At 62.4% G+C, this 21,031-nt stretch carries 12 protein-coding genes and 1 pseudogene; 5 read left to right on the top strand and 8 right to left on the bottom strand.

What is annotated here, in order from left to right; genetic code table 11:
- The first annotated feature begins 45 nt into the window (after window positions 1-45).
- Window positions 46-546 (top strand): pyridoxal phosphate-dependent aminotransferase, encoded by a 501-nt coding sequence (locus NLY37_RS14875; protein ID WP_286442737.1) that lies wholly within the window; start codon window positions 46-48, stop codon window positions 544-546.
- A gap of 1,105 nt (window positions 547-1,651) precedes the next feature.
- Here the strand turns inward: NLY37_RS14875 and NLY37_RS14870 are convergent.
- On the bottom strand, window positions 1,652-2,119 hold the full coding sequence (locus tag NLY37_RS14870; protein WP_245275317.1) for a response regulator: 468 nt from the start codon (window positions 2,117-2,119) through the stop codon (window positions 1,652-1,654).
- A 223-nt stretch (window positions 2,120-2,342) separates the two neighbouring features.
- On the opposite strand from NLY37_RS14870, the gene NLY37_RS14865 reads away from it, so the two are divergent.
- From NLY37_RS14865 to NLY37_RS14850, 3 genes are all read left to right on the top strand, one after another.
- Window positions 2,343-2,639 (top strand): ATP-dependent DNA ligase, encoded by a 297-nt coding sequence (locus NLY37_RS14865; RefSeq protein WP_023681052.1) that lies wholly within the window; start codon window positions 2,343-2,345, stop codon window positions 2,637-2,639.
- A gap of 309 nt (window positions 2,640-2,948) precedes the next feature.
- Window positions 2,949-3,194, top strand: coding sequence for a hypothetical protein (locus NLY37_RS14860; RefSeq protein ID WP_023714697.1), 246 nt, complete (start codon window positions 2,949-2,951; stop codon window positions 3,192-3,194).
- A gap of 1,147 nt (window positions 3,195-4,341) precedes the next feature.
- Entirely contained in the window at window positions 4,342-4,533 is a 192-nt protein-coding gene (locus tag NLY37_RS14850) for a hypothetical protein (RefSeq protein WP_023670919.1), read from the top strand.
- Here NLY37_RS14850 and NLY37_RS30940 read toward each other — a convergent pair.
- Window positions 4,461-4,629, bottom strand: a pseudogene (locus NLY37_RS30940) (sunset domain-containing protein); the annotation flags it as partial. The gene NLY37_RS14850 and the pseudogene NLY37_RS30940 sit on opposite strands and share 73 nt — an antisense overlap.
- 1,066 nt (window positions 4,630-5,695) lie before the next feature.
- On the opposite strand from NLY37_RS30940, the gene NLY37_RS14840 reads away from it, so the two are divergent.
- Window positions 5,696-6,046: an acetate/propionate family kinase gene (locus tag NLY37_RS14840; protein ID WP_023741871.1), complete on the top strand. Its 351-nt coding sequence runs from the start codon at window positions 5,696-5,698 to the stop codon at window positions 6,044-6,046.
- 317 nt (window positions 6,047-6,363) lie between these two features.
- Here NLY37_RS14840 and NLY37_RS14835 read toward each other — a convergent pair whose 3' ends face one another.
- The 6 genes from NLY37_RS14835 to NLY37_RS14810 form a co-directional block, all read right to left on the bottom strand.
- Window positions 6,364-7,116 (bottom strand): GGDEF domain-containing protein, encoded by a 753-nt coding sequence (locus tag NLY37_RS14835; RefSeq protein WP_023733234.1) that lies wholly within the window; start codon window positions 7,114-7,116, stop codon window positions 6,364-6,366.
- A gap of 165 nt (window positions 7,117-7,281) precedes the next feature.
- Window positions 7,282-7,995 carry a thermonuclease family protein gene (locus NLY37_RS14830; protein WP_245260769.1) on the bottom strand — a complete coding sequence of 238 codons (714 nt, stop codon included), beginning with the start codon at window positions 7,993-7,995 and terminating at the stop codon, window positions 7,282-7,284.
- 13 nt (window positions 7,996-8,008) lie between these two features.
- Window positions 8,009-9,208 (bottom strand): ABC transporter substrate-binding protein, encoded by a 1,200-nt coding sequence (locus NLY37_RS14825; RefSeq protein ID WP_023741870.1) that lies wholly within the window; start codon window positions 9,206-9,208, stop codon window positions 8,009-8,011.
- A 98-nt stretch (window positions 9,209-9,306) separates the two neighbouring features.
- The gene (locus tag NLY37_RS14820) at window positions 9,307-9,834 is read right to left on the bottom strand and encodes a lytic transglycosylase domain-containing protein (RefSeq protein WP_502882110.1); all 528 of its coding nucleotides are present in this window, start codon (window positions 9,832-9,834) and stop codon (window positions 9,307-9,309) included.
- A 264-nt stretch (window positions 9,835-10,098) separates the two neighbouring features.
- Window positions 10,099-10,467, bottom strand: a complete 369-nt coding sequence (locus tag NLY37_RS14815) for a hypothetical protein (RefSeq protein ID WP_023681064.1) — start codon at window positions 10,465-10,467, stop codon at window positions 10,099-10,101.
- 72 nt (window positions 10,468-10,539) lie between these two features.
- Entirely contained in the window at window positions 10,540-20,727 is a 10,188-nt protein-coding gene (locus NLY37_RS14810) for an SPM autocatalytic domain-containing protein (protein WP_286442731.1), read from the bottom strand.
- Window positions 20,728-21,031: the final 304 nt, after the last annotated feature.

Below are 21,031 nucleotides of genomic sequence, written 5' to 3'. Positions count from 1 at the left end.
AGCTTCCGTTGCCGGAGCTGGCGACGAGGTGCTTTGCCTTGAGCCTTGGTATCTACATACGAAGCGGCAATACGCGCCGGTGGAGCAGTGGTCCGATCCGTCAAACTATCGCTGCAAAATGCGCGGCGGAAGGCATCCGAGGATATTCTCCGTTCAGCGGTAGGAGATCGAACGCGGGCGATCTTGCTGAACTCCCCAAACAATCCCGGCGGATATGTGTTCGGCAAGGAGGATCTGGAAACCATTGCCACATTTGCCGAGCGGCACAATCTGTGGATCATCAGCGATGAGGTTTACCGCAGCACAGTGTTCGACGGCGAGTTCCTCTCAATAGCATTCAGTCCCGGAATGAGAGAGCGGACGATAATTGTGAACAGCCTGTCGAAGTCTCATGCAATGACCGGCTGGAGGCTAGGGTGGACGCTTGGGCCGGTCTCGGCATCAGTTCATCTGGAAAATCTTGCGCAATGCATGCTCTTCGGGTCGCCGACCTGTATTCAGGATGCCGCAGCGGTGACTCTCGATGAGGCGGTGACGCAGAGATGAGTTTCTTTTCGGACGCCCTTCTGCCGTTGATATTGACCATTGCTGTGCGGATGTTCGCCGGGATATGCGTGAACCTTATCGTCCGCTGCGGCGCTCAATTTGCTTGGGGTTCTTGGAACCGTTCCGAACTTTCTCCTTGCGCCTCCGATCGAGTTGCGCGTGCTCACGCGGGGCGCTGAGGTGTCTCGATCCGCAGTGGCGCGGCACTATGCGACGAAGCCTATCAGCTCAGTTGAAATTTGTCCCCAGCGGACGGGAACGACGCTTGGCCATGTTAGTTGATGTGAATGGAGCAGCTAAGAAAAGATCTGGCATTGCTTACGCGACCCGGCTTCTGGATAGCTTTCGGCATTTTGTTGCTGCTTTACGGGATTCAGGTCTTTTTTCTAATTCGGACATGCCAATGCCTTTAGCCTGGAACATCGATACCCTAGCTAGCTGAAACGCGGTCTGTCCATCTCCCGGCGGCTGCGCCGATAGCGTTGATCAACGACATATTCATTTATAAGCCTGCTACTGCCGGGGATGCCGAGGTTGGCAGCGCCTGCATCGTTGATTACGCACGTGGCGCTCCCCTCAAGGTAGGTGGTTACCATTCTCGCGCAGCCGGTGAGCATTGGAGCCCGCACTGTGTTGGACGTGCGCTCATGCGTCGGGAATTTCTTATAGACAGGGGAGAGTCTGTCAGGCTGGAAAATCACAAGCTATCCCGCGAATGAGGAAGCAAAAAAGGTGCAAGACCAGATCGATTTCTTCCAGGCAACTCGGTCCTCGCATCATCGCCGATCAGCGGCCGTACCGTCGAGAACCAAAATGCGTACGATCCCAGCCGGTCGGCTTCGACCAAAACATGCGGACTACCGGGCGGGGACAGTCGGTGCCGCGTCCCGTCCTGTGGCCGGCGCTATGCTGACGCTCCTACGGTATCCCGTTCACCGCCCGCGGCAGGAGGGCGAATTTCCTCCGTCCTGCGCGCGACAACCGTCCACTGTTGCGGCCGCACGCAGGACTGCGGCTTATACGCCGTTCTTCCTCTGAGCGGCGTCCAGTTCGCAGGGCCAATCACCATTGGTATGCAGACGAGCCTCTCGGCGTCTGACAGAGATCAATTGCGCTTTGCACCAGGGTTCCTGGATCGTAAGCTCCAAACACGCTGCAGTCGCCTGATATGGTCCACTACGTTGGCCGGCTCATACGGCTTCGCAAGGTGCGGGCCTTCCTGACAAAGGTCGCCCGCCGCGATCGCAGTTCGTTCTACTGCGGCAGAAAGCACTATTTTGACCTCGGGCTTGTTCTCGCGAACCCACTTCGACAATTGGAACCCGTTCATGTTGCCCGGCAGGTCAACGTCACACAAGACGGTGTCCACACCGAACTCCGCATAGTTCAACGCTTGTTGCGCCTCACGTGCGAAATGGGCCTCAATCACCCTGTAGCCACAGTGGCGGAGATAGTCCGCGATGACGCATCGGGCGATGACGTCGCCGTCAACCACGAGGATCGTTTGGCTCTGTTGGTTCGGGGCTTCCATTGACGGAGAACGGTCAGCAACCGGCAGGGTTCCACGCATCATGACCTGCGCGGGGATGCCGACCGAAGATCGCGGCGAGATCCTGCACGAAATGATCCCTGCCGGCGGGCGCATTCAATCAGCGGAGCGATGCCGCACTGGTGACGCCGTTTGCCACCTGGTCGACGAGACGGGCTAGAAGGCATGGTCTCGAAGCTCAAGGGCAGTCATATCGCAGCGGCAAACGAGCGCTTGGCGCAAGATCAAGTGCTTTGAGGAAAAGGAAATGCAAATCATCGGTGCACAGCGCGAGCGCGGCAAAGCTACCCAGGTGATCATGGCTGAAAAGGGCCTCTACAAAGGCGGCGCACTCGTCAACTTCAATGCCGATGAGCGGCAAGCGCTTTGGGATCGCGTCCAGGGCAAGGTTGGCCGCCCGGTCCCGAAGGGGCATAAAAAGGACAAGGCCGAGTGGCTGAAGCCCGGACTGGTTGGCTGGGTCAAGACCCTCAAAGGCGAAGAGAAGCTGCGGCACGCAAGGCTGCTGGATTTCCGGGAGGATGATGCAAATGGCCATGCCTAAGAAAGATCAGGAACGCGCCACCTACGCTTGGATGTACGGCGCCCAAGCGCGCAAGGATGGCAAGGAGCGTGAGGTGCCAGCTTACTGGCAGGAACATGCTGCAGGGCTTTGACGGTGTGGCGATGGACGGTTTTGGCAAGACCAAGACCGTCAACGACGAGATGGAGGCCGAGGTCGACGAAGCCGCCGTCGAGCGCCCCGACAAATAGCCATTTGGCGTATGAATCTGTACGGTCGTTTTTGATTGAAGAAAGGGTTTCGGCGGGCCTATAAAGATTGCGTTTACCATTGCCTTTTTGGGAGGATGCGATGGTTGCAACGCCCATAGATATCGCTCAAGCGGCCACTGCGACTACGGCTACCTTGCTGAAGTGGCAGAAGTCCATGGAGGAACGCGCCACGTTTCGCCAGAACATGGATCAATCGCGCAGGGCGATCCAAGCCTCACGCGAACTGCTGAAGCGCCTTCGCCAACGTCATCGCGACGAGATGTCGGAAAGTTCGGAAAATGCCGACCCGTCTACTGCGCCGATATCGCAACGCGCCGGCAGCTAGCGGGAGGCGACCAGAGCCGATGTGATGGGGAAAGTTTCACTGGCCGTTCCTTGGGTGGGCAGGCAAGTTAAACTTTGTCAACGAGCGGCCTTTTTCGCGCTCGCGGAAGTGCCACGTGGCTTTCGACCAGGCGCACGTGCTCGGCGTCGACAGTCACCAATGGCCGGAGGCTGACGGTTACCTTTGTTCCCGTCGATGCGTGTGACAGGGCCGATCAATTCCATATGCTGGCCAATCACAGCCTTCCAAGTCGAATCGACAACAGAATGCGGGAAGTCGTAGGAGGGGATCGTCACGCTTATGCGATCGGGCGTCACCCGGCCGCGCACAATCGCCGTGACTGCGACCTCGTCGCCAACTTTGATACTTCCCCGAGCCATGCCCAAGACTTTGGAGCAGCCGGCGCCGGCGTCAAGATGAGGGGGAGCTAATAAAACCCCTCCGCGCCGCGATTGTGACGCGGGGCGATCCGATCGCCGCCAGCGACTTAGCAGACCAATTGACGACAGCGGCCGAGAAGCCTGGCATCCCTGCCGACCAAATCAACGGCGAAATCGAAAGCGTCTTCGAACTGCTCTTAGAGGTGATGCGGCGCGAGAGTTGCGCGAGGAGAACCAGCCCGGAGGCTTCTCCGGGGCTGTGCCGGTCCTGTCCCGTTCCAGCGGATGAACTGCGCCTTCTGGCCGGTGACCGTCTCAATCGACTTCAACAGGGGTCCATGGGCCTCAGGTAGAGCTTGGCAGTCCTCCCTGTGGTACGCCAGGAGCGGCCCGGCGATGCTCTTGTGCAGCGCTTCGGCTGCCGCCAGGAAGCGCTCGATTTCAGCCCGGGAAAGCTGTTCGGAAGGTTTGTTCTGGCCATTGGCGCTCTCCATTGAGGGCGTCGCCGCAACGAGGACCATAATTCTACATGCCAGGCCGTCTGACAAGCGCCTCGCCGGCCTTACCCGAAGGAAGACGCAGGGCCACGGCGCCAAGCGGAGCCATCAGGAGCAACCCGCAAAAATGAGCAACGGCAGGCCCGGCGACCTCCTTTGGCACACGGGACAAACAAGAAGGGCGCCGAGCCTTACCGGCGCTGCTTTGTGAGGGAGACGACGCCGGATGATGAGAGTATGCGATCATGCTAATGTCTGCGAACCATGCGAATGAAGGAAAGCCGCGTGGCAGTGCCAATCAACGACGTTGAGACCAAGGTCGGCGGGTGCGATCAGGTTCGGACCATGATGACGGGCTGGCGGGCCTGCACATGGTGGTGGCTACCGCGCTACCGCCTTGCTTTGCGCCAGCCGGCGGCCCATGCCTCTGCCTCGCTGCACAGCCAGCGCTCGCTGTACTGAAACTGATCGTCGTCTTCCAGTAATGCTCCTGCCCTGGAACGTGATAAATCGCTCATCGGTACTGGTGGAAATGTTGCCCTTGATATCGCAGATCCCCGCGCCGGCCGTGCGGGTGCCACTCAGCCAGCCAACTGGGATGAGCCGGTCAGGGAACCATCACCAGCGCCGGCAGATATTGCCGTCGCCACATCCACCGCCCCTTTGCGTTCTTGCGCCAGCGGTCGGCCTGATCCGCACCTTGATGACGCTGGACTTTGCCCACGCCCTCTCCCCCGAGTGCAGAATGCTTCCAAAGCGGTAGCGAATCCAGACCGGAACATTAGCGCCGTCTAACGGTCATTTCGGCAGTGTTCCGAACCGTGATTGGTAGAGCGTTGGTGGCGTTTCATCTTGTCTATTTTTCCGGCCTGACGGCAGACCAGCTGCTAGGCAGCGCCGTTTCTATGATAGTGTGTTTGCTGCTTTATCACGCTCTAGCTACGGACCCTTAACTGATGGTCCACTTCCCGGCTACCCGGCTACCCGGCTACCCGGCTACCCGGCTACCCGGCTACCCGGCTACCCGGCAATCGAAGGTCGCGCGACGTTCCCGACTTTTTCAGCATGATGAGAAGCGCCTCTAGGATTTGTTGTGCGCCCGTAGCCAGTGCCCATGCATTCGCGACGATCTCTTGCTCACGCTCTGTCATCCCGCCCTCCTAAAATATGTGGTTGGAGCGTGCTTTAGAAAGCTTCGCCCCAGCAGGGGCGTGCTTGACGATTTCGGCGAACAGAAAAAGTCGCCGGCTCCGCCCGACCAGGCCGGGATGGTCGTTGGGAAATTTGTTGACGGCGCTCGTGTTCACCTCACGTCCAACGCGGTTGAACTGCAGCTGACCGTCGAAGTCGTGGCTGAGAATGTCCTTGAGGCTGGTCCTTTGGTCCCCGGGTCCAGCCAGGCGTCATAGTATGCCTGGTAGAGAATGAGAGGCTGTTGATCATGTGATGATGGTGCAGCTGGTTATGTCGAGATTGGAAGCCCAAAGCCCGGCGAACGAGAAAGGCGCGTGGGCTGGCTGGGGCAAAGCGCGCAGCTGAATGACCGGAAGCTGCAGACGGACGACTGGTCACGCTTCTCTACGAGCAATCCGGCCTGCTCGGAGTGTCAGGGATATCCGGTGATATGCGGACGCTAATCGACTCCGATGATCCTCTTGCCGCCGAAACAGTCGATCTCTTCGTCTATCGTATCGCACGCGAGATCGGGTCGCTGGCCGCTGCGATAGGCGGACTGGACACGCTGGTGTTCAAGGCAGGCCTAGGCCAAAACGCCCAATATATTCGAGAGAGGGCCGGGGCTGTGGCCGGCTGGCTTGCGGTTAATATCGACCACAAGCTGAATGGACGAGGCGACGAGGTCATCAGCCTTGCTGGTTCCGACGTCGACGTGCTTGTGATCCCCACGGATGAAGAGAGAGCCGTGGGGATCCAGCTGCTATCTGTGCGCCCTCAAGCTTTGTCGCTCGTGCCCTGAGCGCCGAACCTGATGCTACTCGCGCGGCGGGTGTCTCGACCTGTCAGGAGTTCGGCGGCAGCAGCATGGTCCGATAGCCGGCCATCAAGGCGATCAAGGTTGCTGCAACCAGCGGCAACCAGAACTTGGTCGGTCCGGCAAATACTGCCAGCGATGCGCGGCGATGCCGTCAGCACCGTCAGGAACCAGACCTCCCACGGGTTGAAACCGCCCATGGGTCAATCGTCCGGTTTGGCAACAAGGGCCAAGATGATCGCTGCCGCAGCCGTGCGGCAAGACATTTGCGGCGGTGTTCCTCCGGCAACGACTTGTTTCAGCTAGTTGTGGAGGTGCGACAATTGAAATCCGGGCTGGCGTTCGACGCCGGATAACAGCGATTCCGCCGATCGGAACATGTCCTCGAATTCCAACTCGTTTTCAAACACCACGCCGCCGACGCTGATGGTCAGCGTGTCCGCGGTTCCTTTTGGCGCGAAATAGGCTTGGGCCACGCGCGCCCGGATACGGTCGCCGATCTCCCTGGCGTCGTCTTCTGTCGCACCGGGCAGAAAGACCCCGAACATGGAGGTTCCGATCCGGCCCACCAGATCTTCCTTGCGTACCGATGACTGGATGGTCGAGGCTATGAGCCGCAAGGCTTCGTCACCCCAGCCAAGGCCGAAGCGCAGATTGATGGACCTGATGTGTTCGGGATGAATGACCAGGAAGGCGCCAGATCTTGGACCAGACGATTTTGGCCTGGTTGCTCTCCTTTCGACCATCGACGTGAAGACCGTCCGGTTGAGGCAGCCTGTCAGACTGTCAAAGGTCGCCGACTTGTTGAGTTCCCTTCGATAACGGACGAGCTCGGTCCGCTGCAGGCCAATGAACAGCAAAAGCGGGCCACCGACGATGACCGGCAACAGGATCGCTGTGACCATGCTGCGGCCAAACGGCGTCAAGGCTTCCGAGAACAGAAGCAGATAATTTAGGCCAACCGAGAGGAGCAGAATTCCCGCCGATCCCAGGGCAGTCAGCCATGCGACATCTTTCCATTGCCGGGGCGAGCTATTCGCCATTGGTGTCATCATTAGCCAATCTCCCGCCTGATCGGCTGTCATAAGGCCAAGGTGCTGCACTTTCAGTTTCGAGGAAACATACAATTTTAGTAATGGCGCAATCACCTACCATTGGCCTGAAATCAGGCCTTCAAAAGCAAGGCTACGGCGGCAAAAGCAAAGACACCGAATTGTCGGCTATTGTGGCGGGCCGAATATCCCCATCTCCGCGTCTCTGGCCACTGCCTCCGCCTTGCCATAGATGCCACTCGCCAGGGCCGTCGCCCAGCCATTGGAAACAAGCCAGGCGCCGACATCCTGCTTGCCCAAGCTGCACGGTGCCGCAATGGCAAAACGATCGATTTCCGGCGGCACGACGCATTTCAGCGCCCGGCCGCGCAGCCAGGAATTGAACGCCGCGCGCGCACGCTGGCCGCAAGGCCAGGCGACGCCGCGAAAGGAACAGGTCTCATCCAGGTCAATGCCTTGGATCCCGCTGATGGCTATCTTGCGCCCCATGGATTCGAAGGTTGCCGACGAGGTGGCAACCGGTTGGTACAGCAGGACCTCTTTCCAATCCTTTGGCATTCGCATCCCTGCAGGCGCGGCCAGGCCAAGGTCGCTGAGCGGCGGGCGCGGCTCGACCCGTTGGATTTGCGCCGGATCAAGCTGTGGCGGCGCGATAAGGTCCTGAGCAATCTTGCGTGCCCGTCCTCGCCATGGCGTATTGGCGGCGGTCGCAGGTGGTCGCATTGGCTGGCTATGATCGATGGATTGACGTGGCGCTGGCGCCGGCCGATTGTTCGGAAGCAGATCGGCGGCCCGGATGATCAACAAGACCCCGGCCAGGAGGAGCAGGCTTCCGAGCGCTATCAAGCGATTGTGCCTCGGCCAGCCCATCAACTCAAGCAAGGTTCCTTGCCCCTCAATACCCCGATGTCGATTTGGCGACCAGCTTGAGTGCACCTTTTTGAACCTGATAGAAGGGCATGGATCGCTCACTGGAGCCATCCGCCCGAAACCGGAACAGGCCGGTCGATCCGCGAAATCCGCTCCGATTTTCGAGCACCTGCTTGCTGAAGCCGTCCGGCCCGGCCGAACTTGCAATTCCTGCTGTCAGGGCGACCATATCATAGGCGTAGGCGACATTGGCGTCGGCTGGATAATTGTAGGTCGTCTTGAAGCGGTCGGCGATCGGGCCGGTTTCGGTTGGGTCGAGCGTGGCGATGTAGGAGCCTTCAAACAGCGGCTCCATCGGATGTTCCAGCCAGCGGTTGGTTCCAACGACGGCAATTGCTTTTCCAGGAATGCCTTTCGTTTTCAGCGCCGCAAGGATCTGCGCCGGATTGTCGTCGCCGCTGGCGATGATGATGGCATCGGGAGCCTCGACCAGCGAGCCCATATCATTGACCACTTTGGTGCCGCCATCGCCGGCCGGATACGGAATGGTGACGGCGAGCGTCGCGCCATAGATGCTGAGGCTGTTGGCGACCCGCTTTTCAACCGCGCCGGCATTCGCTCCTGCCGCGACGAGCAACACGAACTTCTTGCTGCCTTTGGCCGCCAGGGCGGCTGCGCCCGCGGCCGCGCTGTCGGCCTCGTTGAGGCGCACCGCATAGACGCCCGGGCCGCCGGCGAAATTGTCGGCCAGCGCCAGCACCGGCGGCCGCTTCGATCCCGACAGCTTGGCAATGTGCTGAGCCGCGGCAAGTTCCACCGGGCCGATGACGATCGTGGCTCCGGTGGTGATCGCCTTCACCGCCAATTTGCTGGCGTGCGCGCTGTCGCCCATGGTGTCCTCGACCGTGACCGTGAGCAGGACGTTTCCAAGGTCGGCCATCGCCAGCTTGGTCGCATCGAGCATCTTCCTGCCGTTTTCGCCGGCGTTGCCCGGGGCCGACAAAGGCAGCAGCATCGTGACCTTCGTCGACCCGGTGCCGAGCGATCGCGTGGCTTGGGCCGGGCTGGCAGCGGTGCCGGCGGCCGGCGCTCCAGGTGCGGCGATCGCCGCCGGGTCGAGCGCGTCCGAGACGCTGCCCTTCGACTGGCAGCCCGACACCATGCCCGCGAACGCAAAGACGATCGCCCACGTCCACAAACCGTGTCGCTGCCGGCCAGAATCCATGATGCCTCCCTCATATCCCGCCGGGTATTTGTCCCGGTCTCATCCGTTCATCTTACGGCAGACTTGCCTCGCCGTCTTTGCAATTGCTGGATTATGGCTCAGCCGTCGAAAAGTCTTGCCCGGAGCGCCTTGATCATTCTGGCTTGCCCGGCGCTTCGATAGTCCGCGCATTTCATGTATCGCGGGCCCGGCACGAACAGTCGGCGCACACAAATCCGCCTCGCCGGGGCAGGGGCACCATCGTCTCCTGCTGTCGGGAATGCGGAGAATCCGAACGTCGCCACCGGCAATGGCCCGGCCACCGCAAAACCTTCTCTCGCCAGGATTGCACGCGCACGCCGGCAGTAGCGGACCGAAAGTTCGGAGAACCGGGTTTCACCGTGCCCGGCACGATACTTCATGACGGTGGTGCAGAGATCGCCTGCGGCAAGGCTGTTTGCCTGCGCCAGATATCTGACGCCGAGCGCGATGTTGGTCGCCGGCGCGCCAAGCTCGTCGAGCGAGCCACGAAAGCCCAGCATTCGGGCCGTCGCGGGCATTACCTGCATCAACCCGACCTCACCATCGGCGCCGTGCACATCGGGATCGAATTCGCTTTCGATCTCCATTACCGCGTGCGCCAGCACCGGTTCCAAGCCGTAGAGCGATGCCTGGCATGTCGCAAACGCCTTGAATGTCGCGCGCGTCCATTCGGAGGCGGCGTCGCAGCGAACCGGCCGCCTCAAGCCGAACGGTGCTGGTCTCTCCAGGCTAGGTCGTTCCAGCCAGTTGGCGCAGGCTTGCGTGGCAAGCTGGCCAAAACCGGTCAATGCGATCGCTCCGGCGATCGCCCTCGTCAATCGTCCGCCGACCATCGGGTCAGCCAACCGGCACTGCCGGATCCCTTCCGGTCAGTTCATGTACTCGACCATGCGGTCGTGGAAGCATTCGCACTTGTTGAGCGTGTCCTCGTCCTTGTAGTTCGTCTTGAGGTAGCCATAGGCCATGCCGCAGGCGACCTTGGCTTCCGATGCCCAGACGAAGGTAGGACGGGACGAATTGATCCATTCCGAGCTGTTGGCGACGGCCACCGACTCGTCCATCAGCTTCACCACCTCGGCCTTGAGATCGACGATGTTGTCGGTCAGCACCAGGTTCGATGTGCCGACGGTCCGGCAATAGTCGGCCACCGGCCCTTCGATGATGTCGGCAGCGAAGCCAGTCGATCCAGCCAACAGCAGCGCCGCGGCCGAAGCCAGCAATCTTGCACAACGCTTCATTTAAGTCCCTCTCCAAACTGCGGTTTTATGTTTCGCTAATATGTAGCATGAGAGTACGGCCACGCATAAGTGCTAAATCGTGGCCGTGTGCTGTTGATGTTGTGTGTCGTCGTAGAGGATGTTGATCGTGCCGGTGGCAGGCGCATTCTGCAGAACGGCGACATCCACGAAGTTGGCCGCGTTGCCCGAGCCGCTGGTATCGACGCTCACGGTGCTGGTCGCGGTGTCGTAATGCACATAGTCGGCCATGTTGCCGGCCGGCGCCTTGTCGAACAACGCGCTCAAGTCGATCTTGTCCCCTTCACCGGCATGGTAGTCGGCGATCAGATCCTTGATGTTTAGATTGTCGATCTTGAACGTGTCGGCTCCCGAAGTGCCGGCGATGGCGGCCGTGCTTCCGGAGCTAGCGTTATCGTAGTTGCCGAAGCCGATGTCGCCGACCGCGGCTATCTGACCGTCGGCGGTCGTGAAGGTGGCTTCGCCATAGGTCAAGACCGAGCCGTCCGCCGAAACCGAGTGCTGATTGTTGCTATCGAGGCCGATCTCGACGATACCCAAGGCGGCCAGAGATTTGAACTCGCCCGAATCCGACACGCCGTTGCCGTTGGCATCTTGCCAGACACCAAATTGCGCAAAGTCGTGGTCGGCGGCAGTCAGCTTGCCATCATGATTTGTGTCATAGAGCTGCTCGAGCGCGGCAAGGTCGGTCGCAGCGCCGGCGGCATGTTGGGTGAACACGATCTCCGAACCGTTGTTCACCTTGCCGTCGCCATTGAGATCGATCGCCAGGATACCGTCATGCGTATCGACCCAGGCGGTTTTCGAAGCGACGCCATCGCCGTTATAGTCGAACGAAACGGTGGAGTGCGTCAGATCGGTGGTGTGGATTCCATCATGGTTGAGGTCGAGTACGACCGGAGCGGCAATGGCAAAAGGTATCAGTCCGGCCGCCACGTGGACAGTGAAATTCGCCGTCGTTGTTGTGTCCCCGTCGCCATCCGTGAGTTGCAACGCGACCGGAATTGTATGGTCGACCGTGGTGCTCGTGACCCCGACATCCGTCAGGTTCAGCTTGGTCTTGCCCGACGACTCATAGGCGTCGACCCATGCGATCTGCGTTCCGGCAGGCGATGTGATCGTCAGCAACGTCGCACCGACCGCCGGAGTGAAGGAAGCCGTGGTTCCGTTGGTGTAGTGGGCGACGAACTCGATCTTGTCGCCGGCGGTAACCGCATCGAACGAAAACTTGGCATAGCTAACAGTCGCGAGGGTGATGGCCGGAGCCGTATAGCCGCCCGGGCCGTCATAGTCGTCCGGCGTCCCGAAATCGAAACGCATGAACTCGCCTCCGTCGAAATTGTTGTTGCCGAGGCCCCAACCTGCTGACGAACCATTGACGTTGCTTGTTTGTGTCAACGATGGCATGCCGCCGGCCAGCCATGCCGTCTCGTGTGGTGAGGTGAAGGAGCCGCCGGCATCCGTTGGCGCCCATCCGGTCACCATCACGACATTCTGACCGCCCGCCGTCACCACGATGGAATTGCTGGGGCCGGAGCCGAAGGCGCCGCTCGATGCAACGGAGACATTACTGACAGTGCCGTCCAAAGGTGCCAAAAGGTCGAACGTGTACTGCCCCGACGTACCGGCATTCGGATTAACGGTGATGGTAAAGACCGCCGTGTCGCCTGCATCATGGCTTCCGTTGTTGTTGTTGTCGGCATAGGCGGTCAACACGCTGCCGGACTGCTCCGTGATGAGGTTGTGGCCGGCCGAAGTGATGCCTGTTGTGTTGGCAGTGATCGTCATGGTGGCCCCGGCGCCGTCGGCGCCGGCGACGAAGTGGAGTGTTCCAACGGCCGGCGTTTGCGACGTATCGGTGCTTGCCTGCTGGCTTTGCACGGTTCCCAATGTCGGCACGTCATCGACGATGTTGACGGACAGCGTGCCTGTGGCGTTCTGGCCGTCCTGGTCGGTGAGCGAGACGGCAAGGTTCTCGAACAGGCTGTTGGTGGAGGCGCCGGTAGCATGGGCCTCGTTGTCGAGCAGCGTGTAGGTATAGCTGACGGTGCCGGTTGCGGGATTGTAGCCGGTCACGTTCAGCGTATTGCCGAGCGCGGTGGTGAAGGAGCTGGCGGTGAACACGCCGTTGGTGATGAAGGCATGGCCGTCGATGGTCAGCGAGGCGATGCCGTCGGGCGAGGAGATGGTGAAGGTGCCGCCCTGGGTGGTGCTTTCCTTCGAGGTGTCGGAGCCGGCCGATTCGCCAACGCCGCGGCTGGCCAGGAGGTCATCCTCGTTGACGGTGACGTCGCCGCCGTTGGCGGCCGGCGTCAGGTCGGTGATCACCGGCGGCGAGTTGCCGATCGAGATGGTCAGCGTGGTGTGCGAGGTGTCGCCGTCACCGTCCTTGATGGTGTAGGTGAAGACGTCGTCATGGCCACCGGCGGAGCCGGCATCGCGGGTATAGGTGTAGGTGCCGTCGGCGGCCAGCGTCAGCTTGCCGTAGAGACCCTGGATCTGCACGCCGAGTGTTGCGGTATTGTCGAGGGCGGCATTGGTGTCGCCGGCGACGACGCCGACCACGGCAGCGCCGTCGGCGCCCTTGGTATCGGCAACCCCGTCGGTCGTGTTGCCGTCGAGGGCATCGGTTCCGCCAACCAGCACATTGCCGGTGGCCGGGCCGAACAGGCCGGCCCCGATGCTGTCGATGTCGGCAACCGCGGTCGGCACGTCATCGACGATGTTGACGGACAGCGTGCCTGTGGCGTTCTGGCCGTCCTGGTCGGTGAGCGAGACGGCAAGGTTCTCGAACAGGCTGTTGGTGGAGGCGCCGGTAGCATGGGCCTCGTTGTCGAGCAGCGTGTAGGTATAGCTGACGGTGCCGGTTGCGGGATTGTAGCCGGTCACGTTCAGCGTATTGCCGAGCGCGGTGGTGAAGGAGCTGGCGGTGAACACGCCGTTGGTGATGAAGGCATGGCCGTCGATGGTCAGCGAGGCGATGCCGTCGGGCGAGGAGATGGTGAAGGTGCCGCCCTGGGTGGTGCTTTCCTTCGAGGTGTCGGAGCCGGCCGATTCGCCAACGCCGCGGCTGGCCAGGAGGTCATCCTCGTTGACGGTGACGTCGCCGCCGTTGGCGGCCGGCGTCAGGTCGGTGATCACCGGCGGCGAGTTGCCGATCGAGATGGTCAGCGTGGTGTGCGAGGTGTCGCCGTCACCGTCCTTGATGGTGTAGGTGAAGACGTCGTCATGGCCACCGGCGGAGCCGGCATCGCGGGTATAGGTGTAGGTGCCGTCGGCGGCCAGCGTCAGCTTGCCGTAGAGACCCTGGATCTGCACGCCGAGTGTTGCGGTATTGTCGAGGGCGGCATTGGTGTCGCCGGCGACGACGCCGACCACGGCAGCGCCGTCGGCGCCCTTGGTATCGGCAACCCCGTCGGTCGTGTTGCCGTCGAGGGCATCGGTTCCGCCAACCAGCACATTGCCGGTGGCCGGGCCGAACAGGCCGGCCCCGATGCTGTCGATGTCGGCAACCGCGGTCGGCACGTCATCGACGATGTTGACGGACAGCGTGCCTGTGGCGTTCTGGCCGTCCTGGTCGGTGAGCGAGACGGCAAGGTTCTCGAACAGGCTGTTGGTGGAGGCGCCGGTAGCATGGGCCTCGTTGTCGAGCAGCGTGTAGGTATAGCTGACGGTGCCGGTTGCGGGATTGTAGCCGGTCACGTTCAGCGTATTGCCGAGCGCGGTGGTGAAGGAGCTGGCGGTGAACACGCCGTTGGTGATGAAGGCATGGCCGTCGATGGTCAGCGAGGCGATGCCGTCGGGCGAGGAGATGGTGAAGGTGCCGCCCTGGGTGGTGCTTTCCTTCGAGGTGTCGGAGCCGGCCGATTCGCCAACGCCGCGGCTGGCCAGGAGGTCATCCTCGTTGACGGTGACGTCGCCGCCGTTGGCGGCCGGCGTCAGGTCGGTGATCACCGGCGGCGAGTTGCCGATCGAGATGGTCAGCGTGGTGTGCGAGGTGTCGCCGTCACCGTCCTTGATGGTGTAGGTGAAGACGTCGTCATGGCCACCGGCGGAGCCGGCATCGCGGGTATAGGTGTAGGTGCCGTCGGCGGCCAGCGTCAGCTTGCCGTAGAGACCCTGGATCTGCACGCCGAGTGTTGCGGTATTGTCGAGGGCGGCATTGGTGTCGCCGGCGACGACGCCGACCACGGCAGCGCCGTCGGCGCCCTTGGTATCGGCAACCCCGTCGGTCGTGTTGCCGTCGAGGGCATCGGTTCCGCCAACCAGCACATTGCCGGTGGCCGGGCCGAACAGGCCGGCCCCGATGCTGTCGATGTCGGCAACCGCGGTCGGCACGTCATCGACGATGTTGACGGACAGCGTGCCTGTGGCGTTCTGGCCGTCCTGGTCGGTGAGCGAGACGGCAAGGTTCTCGAACAGGCTGTTGGTGGAGGCGCCGGTAGCATGGGCCTCGTTGTCGAGCAGCGTGTAGGTATAGCTGACGGTGCCGGTTGCGGGATTGTAGCCGGTCACGTTCAGCGTATTGCCGAGCGCGGTGGTGAAGGAGCTGGCGGTGAACACGCCGTTGGTGATGAAGGCATGGCCGTCGATGGTCAGCGAGGCGATGCCGTCGGGCGAGGAGATGGTGAAGGTGCCGCCCTGGGTGGTGCTTTCCTTCGAGGTGTCGGAGCCGGCCGATTCGCCAACGCCGCGGCTGGCCAGGAGGTCATCCTCGTTGACGGTGACGTCGCCGCCGTTGGCGGCCGGCGTCAGGTCGGTGATCACCGGCGGCGAGTTGCCGATCGAGATGGTCAGCGTGGTGTGCGAGGTGTCGCCGTCGCCGTCCTTGATGGTGTAGGTGAAGACGTCGTCATGGCCACCGGCGGAGCCGGCATCGCGGGTATAGGTGTAGGTGCCGTCGGCGGCCAGCGTCAGCTTGCCGTAGAGACCCTGGATCTGCACGCCGAGTGTTGCGGTATTGTCGAGGGCGGCATTGGTGTCGCCGGCGACGACGCCGACCACGGCAGCGCCGTCGGCGCCCTTGGTATCGGCAACCCCGTCGGTCGTGTTGCCGTCGAGGGCATCGGTTCCGCCAACCAGCACATTGCCGGTGGCCGGGCCGAACAGGCCGGCCCCGATGCTGTCGATGTCGGCAACCGCGGTCGGCACGTCATCGACGATGTTGACGGACAGCGTGCCTGTGGCGTTCTGGCCGTCCTGGTCGGTGAGCGAGACGGCAAGGTTCTCGAACAGGCTGTTGGTGGAGGCGCCGGTAGCATGGGCCTCGTTGTCGAGCAGCGTGTAGGTATAGCTGACGGTGCCGGTTGCGGGATTGTAGCCGGTCACGTTCAGCGTATTGCCGAGCGCGGTGGTGAAGGAGCTGGCGGTGAACACGCCGTTGGTGATGAAGGCATGGCCGTCGATGGTCAGCGAGGCGATGCCGTCGGGCGAGGAGATGGTGAAGGTGCCGCCCTGGGTGGTGCTTTCCTTCGAGGTGTCGGAGCCGGCCGATTCGCCAACGCCGCGGCTGGCCAGGAGGTCATCCTCGTTGACGGTGACGTCGCCGCCGTTGGCGGCCGGCGTCAGGTCGGTGATCACCGGCGGCGAGTTGCCGATCGAGATGGTCAGCGTGGTGTGCGAGGTGTCGCCGTCACCGTCCTTGATGGTGTAGGTGAAGACGTCGTCATGGCCACCGGCGGAGCCGGCATCGCGGGTATAGGTGTAGGTGCCGTCGGCGGCCAGCGTCAGCTTGCCGTAGAGACCCTGGATCTGCACGCCGAGTGTTGCGGTATTGTCGAGGGCGGCATTGGTGTCGCCGGCGACGACGCCGACCACGGCAGCGCCGTCGGCGCCCTTGGTATCGGCAACCCCGTCGGTCGTGTTGCCGTCGAGGGCATCGGTTCCGCCAACCAGCACATTGCCGGTGGCCGGGCCGAACAGGCCGGCCCCGATGCTGTCGATGTCGGCAACCGCGGTCGGCACGTCATCGACGATGTTGACGGACAGCGTGCCTGTGGCGTTCTGGCCGTCCTGGTCGGTGAGCGAGACGGCAAGGTTCTCGAACAGGCTGTTGGTGGAGGCGCCGGTAGCATGGGCCTCGTTGTCGAGCAGCGTGTAGGTATAGCTGACGGTGCCGGTTGCGGGATTGTAGCCGGTCACGTTCAGCGTATTGCCGAGCGCGGTGGTGAAGGAGCTGGCGGTGAACACGCCGTTGGTGATGAAGGCATGGCCGTCGATGGTCAGCGAGGCGATGCCGTCGGGCGAGGAGATGGTGAAGGTGCCGCCCTGGGTGGTGCTTTCCTTCGAGGTGTCGGAGCCGGCCGATTCGCCAACGCCGCGGCTGGCCAGGAGGTCATCCTCGTTGACGGTGACGTCGCCGCCGTTGGCGGCCGGCGTCAGGTCGGTGATCACCGGCGGCGAGTTGCCGATCGAGATGGTCAGCGTGGTGTGCGAGGTGTCGCCGTCACCGTCCTTGATGGTGTAGGTGAAGACGTCGTCATGGCCACCGGCGGAGCCGGCATCGCGGGTATAGGTGTAGGTGCCGTCGGCGGCCAGCGTCAGCTTGCCGTAGAGACCCTGGATCTGCACGCCGAGTGTTGCGGTATTGTCGAGGGCGGCATTGGTGTCGCCGGCGACGACGCCGACCACGGCAGCGCCGTCGGCGCCCTTGGTATCGGCAACCCCGTCGGTCGTGTTGCCGTCGAGGGCATCGGTTCCGCCAACCAGCACATTGCCGGTGGCCGGGCCGAACAGGCCGGCCCCGATGCTGTCGATGTCGGCAACCGCGGTCGGCACGTCATCGACGATGTTGACGGACAGCGTGCCTGTGGCGTTCTGGCCGTCCTGGTCGGTGAGCGAGACGGCAAGGTTCTCGAACAGGCTGTTGGTGGAGGCGCCGGTAGCATGGGCCTCGTTGTCGAGCAGCGTGTAGGTATAGCTGACGGTGCCGGTTGCGGGATTGTAGCCGGTCACGTTCAGCGTATTGCCGAGCGCGGTGGTGAAGGAGCTGGCGGTGAACACGCCGTTGGTGATGAAGGCATGGCCGTCGATGGTCAGCGAGGCGATGCCGTCGGGCGAGGAGATGGTGAAGGTGCCGCCCTGGGTGGTGCTTTCCTTCGAGGTGTCGGAGCCGGCCGATTCGCCAACGCCGCGGCTGGCCAGGAGGTCATCCTCGTTGACGGTGACGTCGCCGCCGTTGGCGGCCGGCGTCAGGTCGGTGATCACCGGCGGCGAGTTGCCGATCGAGATGGTCAGCGTGGTGTGCGAGGTGTCGCCGTCACCGTCCTTGATGGTGTAGGTGAAGACGTCGTCATGGCCACCGGCGGAGCCGGCATCGCGGGTATAGGTGTAGGTGCCGTCGGCGGCCAGCGTCAGCTTGCCGTAGAGACCCTGGATCTGCACGCCGAGTGTTGCGGTATTGTCGAGGGCGGCATTGGTGTCGCCGGCGACGACGCCGACCACGGCAGCGCCGTCGGCGCCCTTGGTATCGGCAACCCCGTCGGTCGTGTTGCCGTCGAGGGCATCGGTTCCGCCAACCAGCACATTGCCGGTGGCCGGGCCGAACAGGCCGGCCCCGATGCTGTCGATGTCGGCAACCGCGGTCGGCACGTCATCGACGATGTTGACGGACAGCGTGCCTGTGGCGTTCTGGCCGTCCTGGTCGGTGAGCGAGACGGCAAGGTTCTCGAACAGGCTGTTGGTGGAGGCGCCGGTAGCATGGGCCTCGTTGTCGAGCAGCGTGTAGGTATAGCTGACGGTGCCGGTTGCGGGATTGTAGCCGGTCACGTTCAGCGTATTGCCGAGCGCGGTGGTGAAGGAGCTGGCGGTGAACACGCCGTTGGTGATGAAGGCATGGCCGTCGATGGTCAGCGAGGCGATGCCGTCGGGCGAGGAGATGGTGAAGGTGCCGCCCTGGGTGGTGCTTTCCTTCGAGGTGTCGGAGCCGGCCGATTCGCCAACGCCGCGGCTGGCCAGGAGGTCATCCTCGTTGACGGTGACGTCGCCGCCGTTGGCGGCCGGCGTCAGGTCGGTGATCACCGGCGGCGAGTTGCCGATCGAGATGGTCAGCGTGGTGTGCGAGGTGTCGCCGTCACCGTCCTTGATGGTGTAGGTGAAGACGTCGTCATGGCCACCGGCGGAGCCGGCATCGCGGGTATAGGTGTAGGTGCCGTCGGCGGCCAGCGTCAGCTTGCCGTAGAGACCCTGGATCTGCACGCCGAGTGTTGCGGTATTGTCGAGGGCGGCATTGGTGTCGCCGGCGACGACGCCGACCACGGCAGCGCCGTCGGCGCCCTTGGTATCGGCAACCCCGTCGGTCGTGTTGCCGTCGAGGGCATCGGTTCCGCCAACCAGCACATTGCCGGTGGCCGGGCCGAACAGGCCGGCCCCGATGCTGTCGATGTCGGTAACCGCGGTCGGCACGTCATCGGACACCGTCACGTTGACCGTGCCTGTCGCCTGGGTGCCGTCGGTGTCGGTGGCAACCACGCCGAGATGGCCCAGATCGACTAGGTCGTCGGCGTTAATGCCAGGATGGGCATCGTAATTGTTGTTCAGCGTCGCCGTCACCGTTGCCACATTGTTGGCAACCGCCAGATCCAGCGTCACCACAGTCACGGCGCCGTCATTGCCGACGATCTGGGTGTCCGACACCCGGGTCCAGGTCAAGTTGGCGGTGTTCAACCCGCTCAGGTCGGTGCCAAAGGCGATCGAGGCGATCGCATCCGAGCCCGGCGTGAAGGTGATCGAGTTCGAGGCGAAGTCAGCGCCGGCCGGCGTCGAGCCGTCACTCAGGTTCTGGTCGTCAAGCGCCAGCGTGATCGGAGCGCCGGCAACCGGGGCCGCGCCGTCCGTGATTGTGAAGGCGATGTTGGCCATCGACGTGTCGAGATCGCCGTCCGTCACAGTGTAGGTCGCGTTAACAGCTACCGGACCGGAACTGTTATCCACCGAAGCGTCCGGCGTGAACGAGTAGGACCCGTCCGCCTTCACCTGGATGGTGCCCGCGCCGATGTCGATCAACTGCGAGTAACCCGTGCCGGCATCGAAGATCAGCGCCGTGCCGTTGATATGCGTCACCGTCGCGCCGTCGGCGCCGGCGACGAAGTCCAGCGTGCCCGTCAGCGCCGGGGCACCTTCCGCAATCGACTGCGAGGCCTCATCATGCGCCGTCGGCACGTCGTCGACGATCTGAACGGACAGCGTGCCCGGAAGGGACACGTCTCCGTCGGTGTCGGTAACCGTCATCGTCATGTCGTCGAAGATGGAATCTGTCCCCGCGTCGGGGTGAGTCGCGCTATGGACGAGCGTGTAGCTGTAGCTCACCTGGCCTGTGCTGGCGTCGTAGCCGTTGACGGTCAGCGTGTTGCCGAGCGGCGTGATGATGTCGATCGGCGTCGATGCGCTGTTGGCAAGAGCCGCGCCCGAAATCACCTGGCCGGCGATGGTCAGCGAGCCGACACCGTCGGGAGAGGCGATGGTGAAGGTGCCGGTGTTGTGTTCGGAGATGTCGCCGTCAACGCCTGGCGCCGACGCTTCGCCCGAACCTTCCGGCCCAGGGCTTTCCGGCAGGCCCTTTTCATTGACGATGGTGTCGCCGCCCTCGACGGAAGGCGTCAGGTCGATGATCGACGGTGTGGAATCCGGCCGCAGGCTTGGGAACAGCTCGCGATGATCCGGCTGGCCGAACGCCAGGTCTGTCGGAGGCAACAGTGCCGAAAGACCGAACCCGTCGCCGATGCCACCGGGGGGAACCGAGAAGTCTGCGCCGGCGCTTGGGTTCGAACCGCCCGGGCCGGCCGATATCGAACCATCAGCACCGAAGGCGACATCGACGTGGCTCGCTTCAAGAGCGGCCAGCAAGGCCACGCGCGGAACTTCGACATCACCGATGATGAAGGTCGGCACGTTGAGCGCGCCATCCTTGATGAGGATGACTGAACCGTCGGCCTGTTCCAGCAACAGATTGTGGCCGTCGACCTTGATGTTGTCGATGGAGACGTCCGCCGGAAGTTTCACGATGTTGCTGGCGTCGGCCACGTATTCATGCGGCGCGGCTGCCGCCGGCGCTTTCGCCTCCGCGGGTGCTGCCGGCTGAACGGGTGCGCCACTGCCGACATCGACCGGTACCGGCTCGGCAGGCGCCGCCTGAGCGGCCTGCGCTACCTGGATGCCTGCCTGCGATGGCGGGCCGCCATGTTCATGTGAAGAGTGCTCGTCCCAAGAATTCGAGACGGTATCCAAATCGTTACTCGTCGTCATCGCCAAACCCCTCCGGCATTTCCCGGATAGAGACAGTGACGACTTCTGCTTTGCAACTGTCCCGCAATCAATTTCATATATCCCGGTATGCAAGTCTCGGCATTTTTTACGTGTGGTAAACCCGGAAGATATAATCTGATATGCATTGGCCGAGCCGCGCCTCGTTTGATATCCGCCGGCTGAGCTGGATTGGTAAACAGAAGTATAAATTTGAATAAAGTTTTACACAAAGTGGGTATTCCCGATTGAAGGAAACTTATCCACCTTCCTTTCCAGTAATTTGAGACAAGATTGGTACCGTCCA

Source organism: Mesorhizobium sp. C395A, assembly GCF_030323205.1.
Taxonomy (GTDB): Bacteria; Pseudomonadota; Alphaproteobacteria; order Rhizobiales; family Rhizobiaceae; genus Mesorhizobium.
The sequence above is the reverse complement of the archived record's forward strand: the minus strand, read 5'-3'. Positions and strand labels throughout refer to the sequence as shown.

Coding starts and splice junctions, on each gene's coding strand:
- NLY37_RS14860 (WP_023714697.1), top strand. CDS start 2,949: ATGGTTGCAACGCCCATAGATATCGCTCAAGCGGCCACTGCGACTACG.
- NLY37_RS14865 (WP_023681052.1), top strand. CDS start 2,343: ATGCAAATCATCGGTGCACAGCGCGAGCGCGGCAAAGCTACCCAGGTG.
- NLY37_RS14870 (WP_245275317.1), bottom strand. CDS start 2,119: ATGATGCGTGGAACCCTGCCGGTTGCTGACCGTTCTCCGTCAATGGAA.
- NLY37_RS14840 (WP_023741871.1), top strand. CDS start 5,696: ATGCGGACGCTAATCGACTCCGATGATCCTCTTGCCGCCGAAACAGTC.
- NLY37_RS14815 (WP_023681064.1), bottom strand. CDS start 10,467: ATGAAGCGTTGTGCAAGATTGCTGGCTTCGGCCGCGGCGCTGCTGTTG.
- NLY37_RS14825 (WP_023741870.1), bottom strand. CDS start 9,208: ATGGATTCTGGCCGGCAGCGACACGGTTTGTGGACGTGGGCGATCGTC.
- NLY37_RS14850 (WP_023670919.1), top strand. CDS start 4,342: ATGAAGGAAAGCCGCGTGGCAGTGCCAATCAACGACGTTGAGACCAAG.
- NLY37_RS14835 (WP_023733234.1), bottom strand. CDS start 7,116: ATGATGACACCAATGGCGAATAGCTCGCCCCGGCAATGGAAAGATGTC.
- NLY37_RS14810 (WP_286442731.1), bottom strand. CDS start 20,727: ATGACGACGAGTAACGATTTGGATACCGTCTCGAATTCTTGGGACGAG.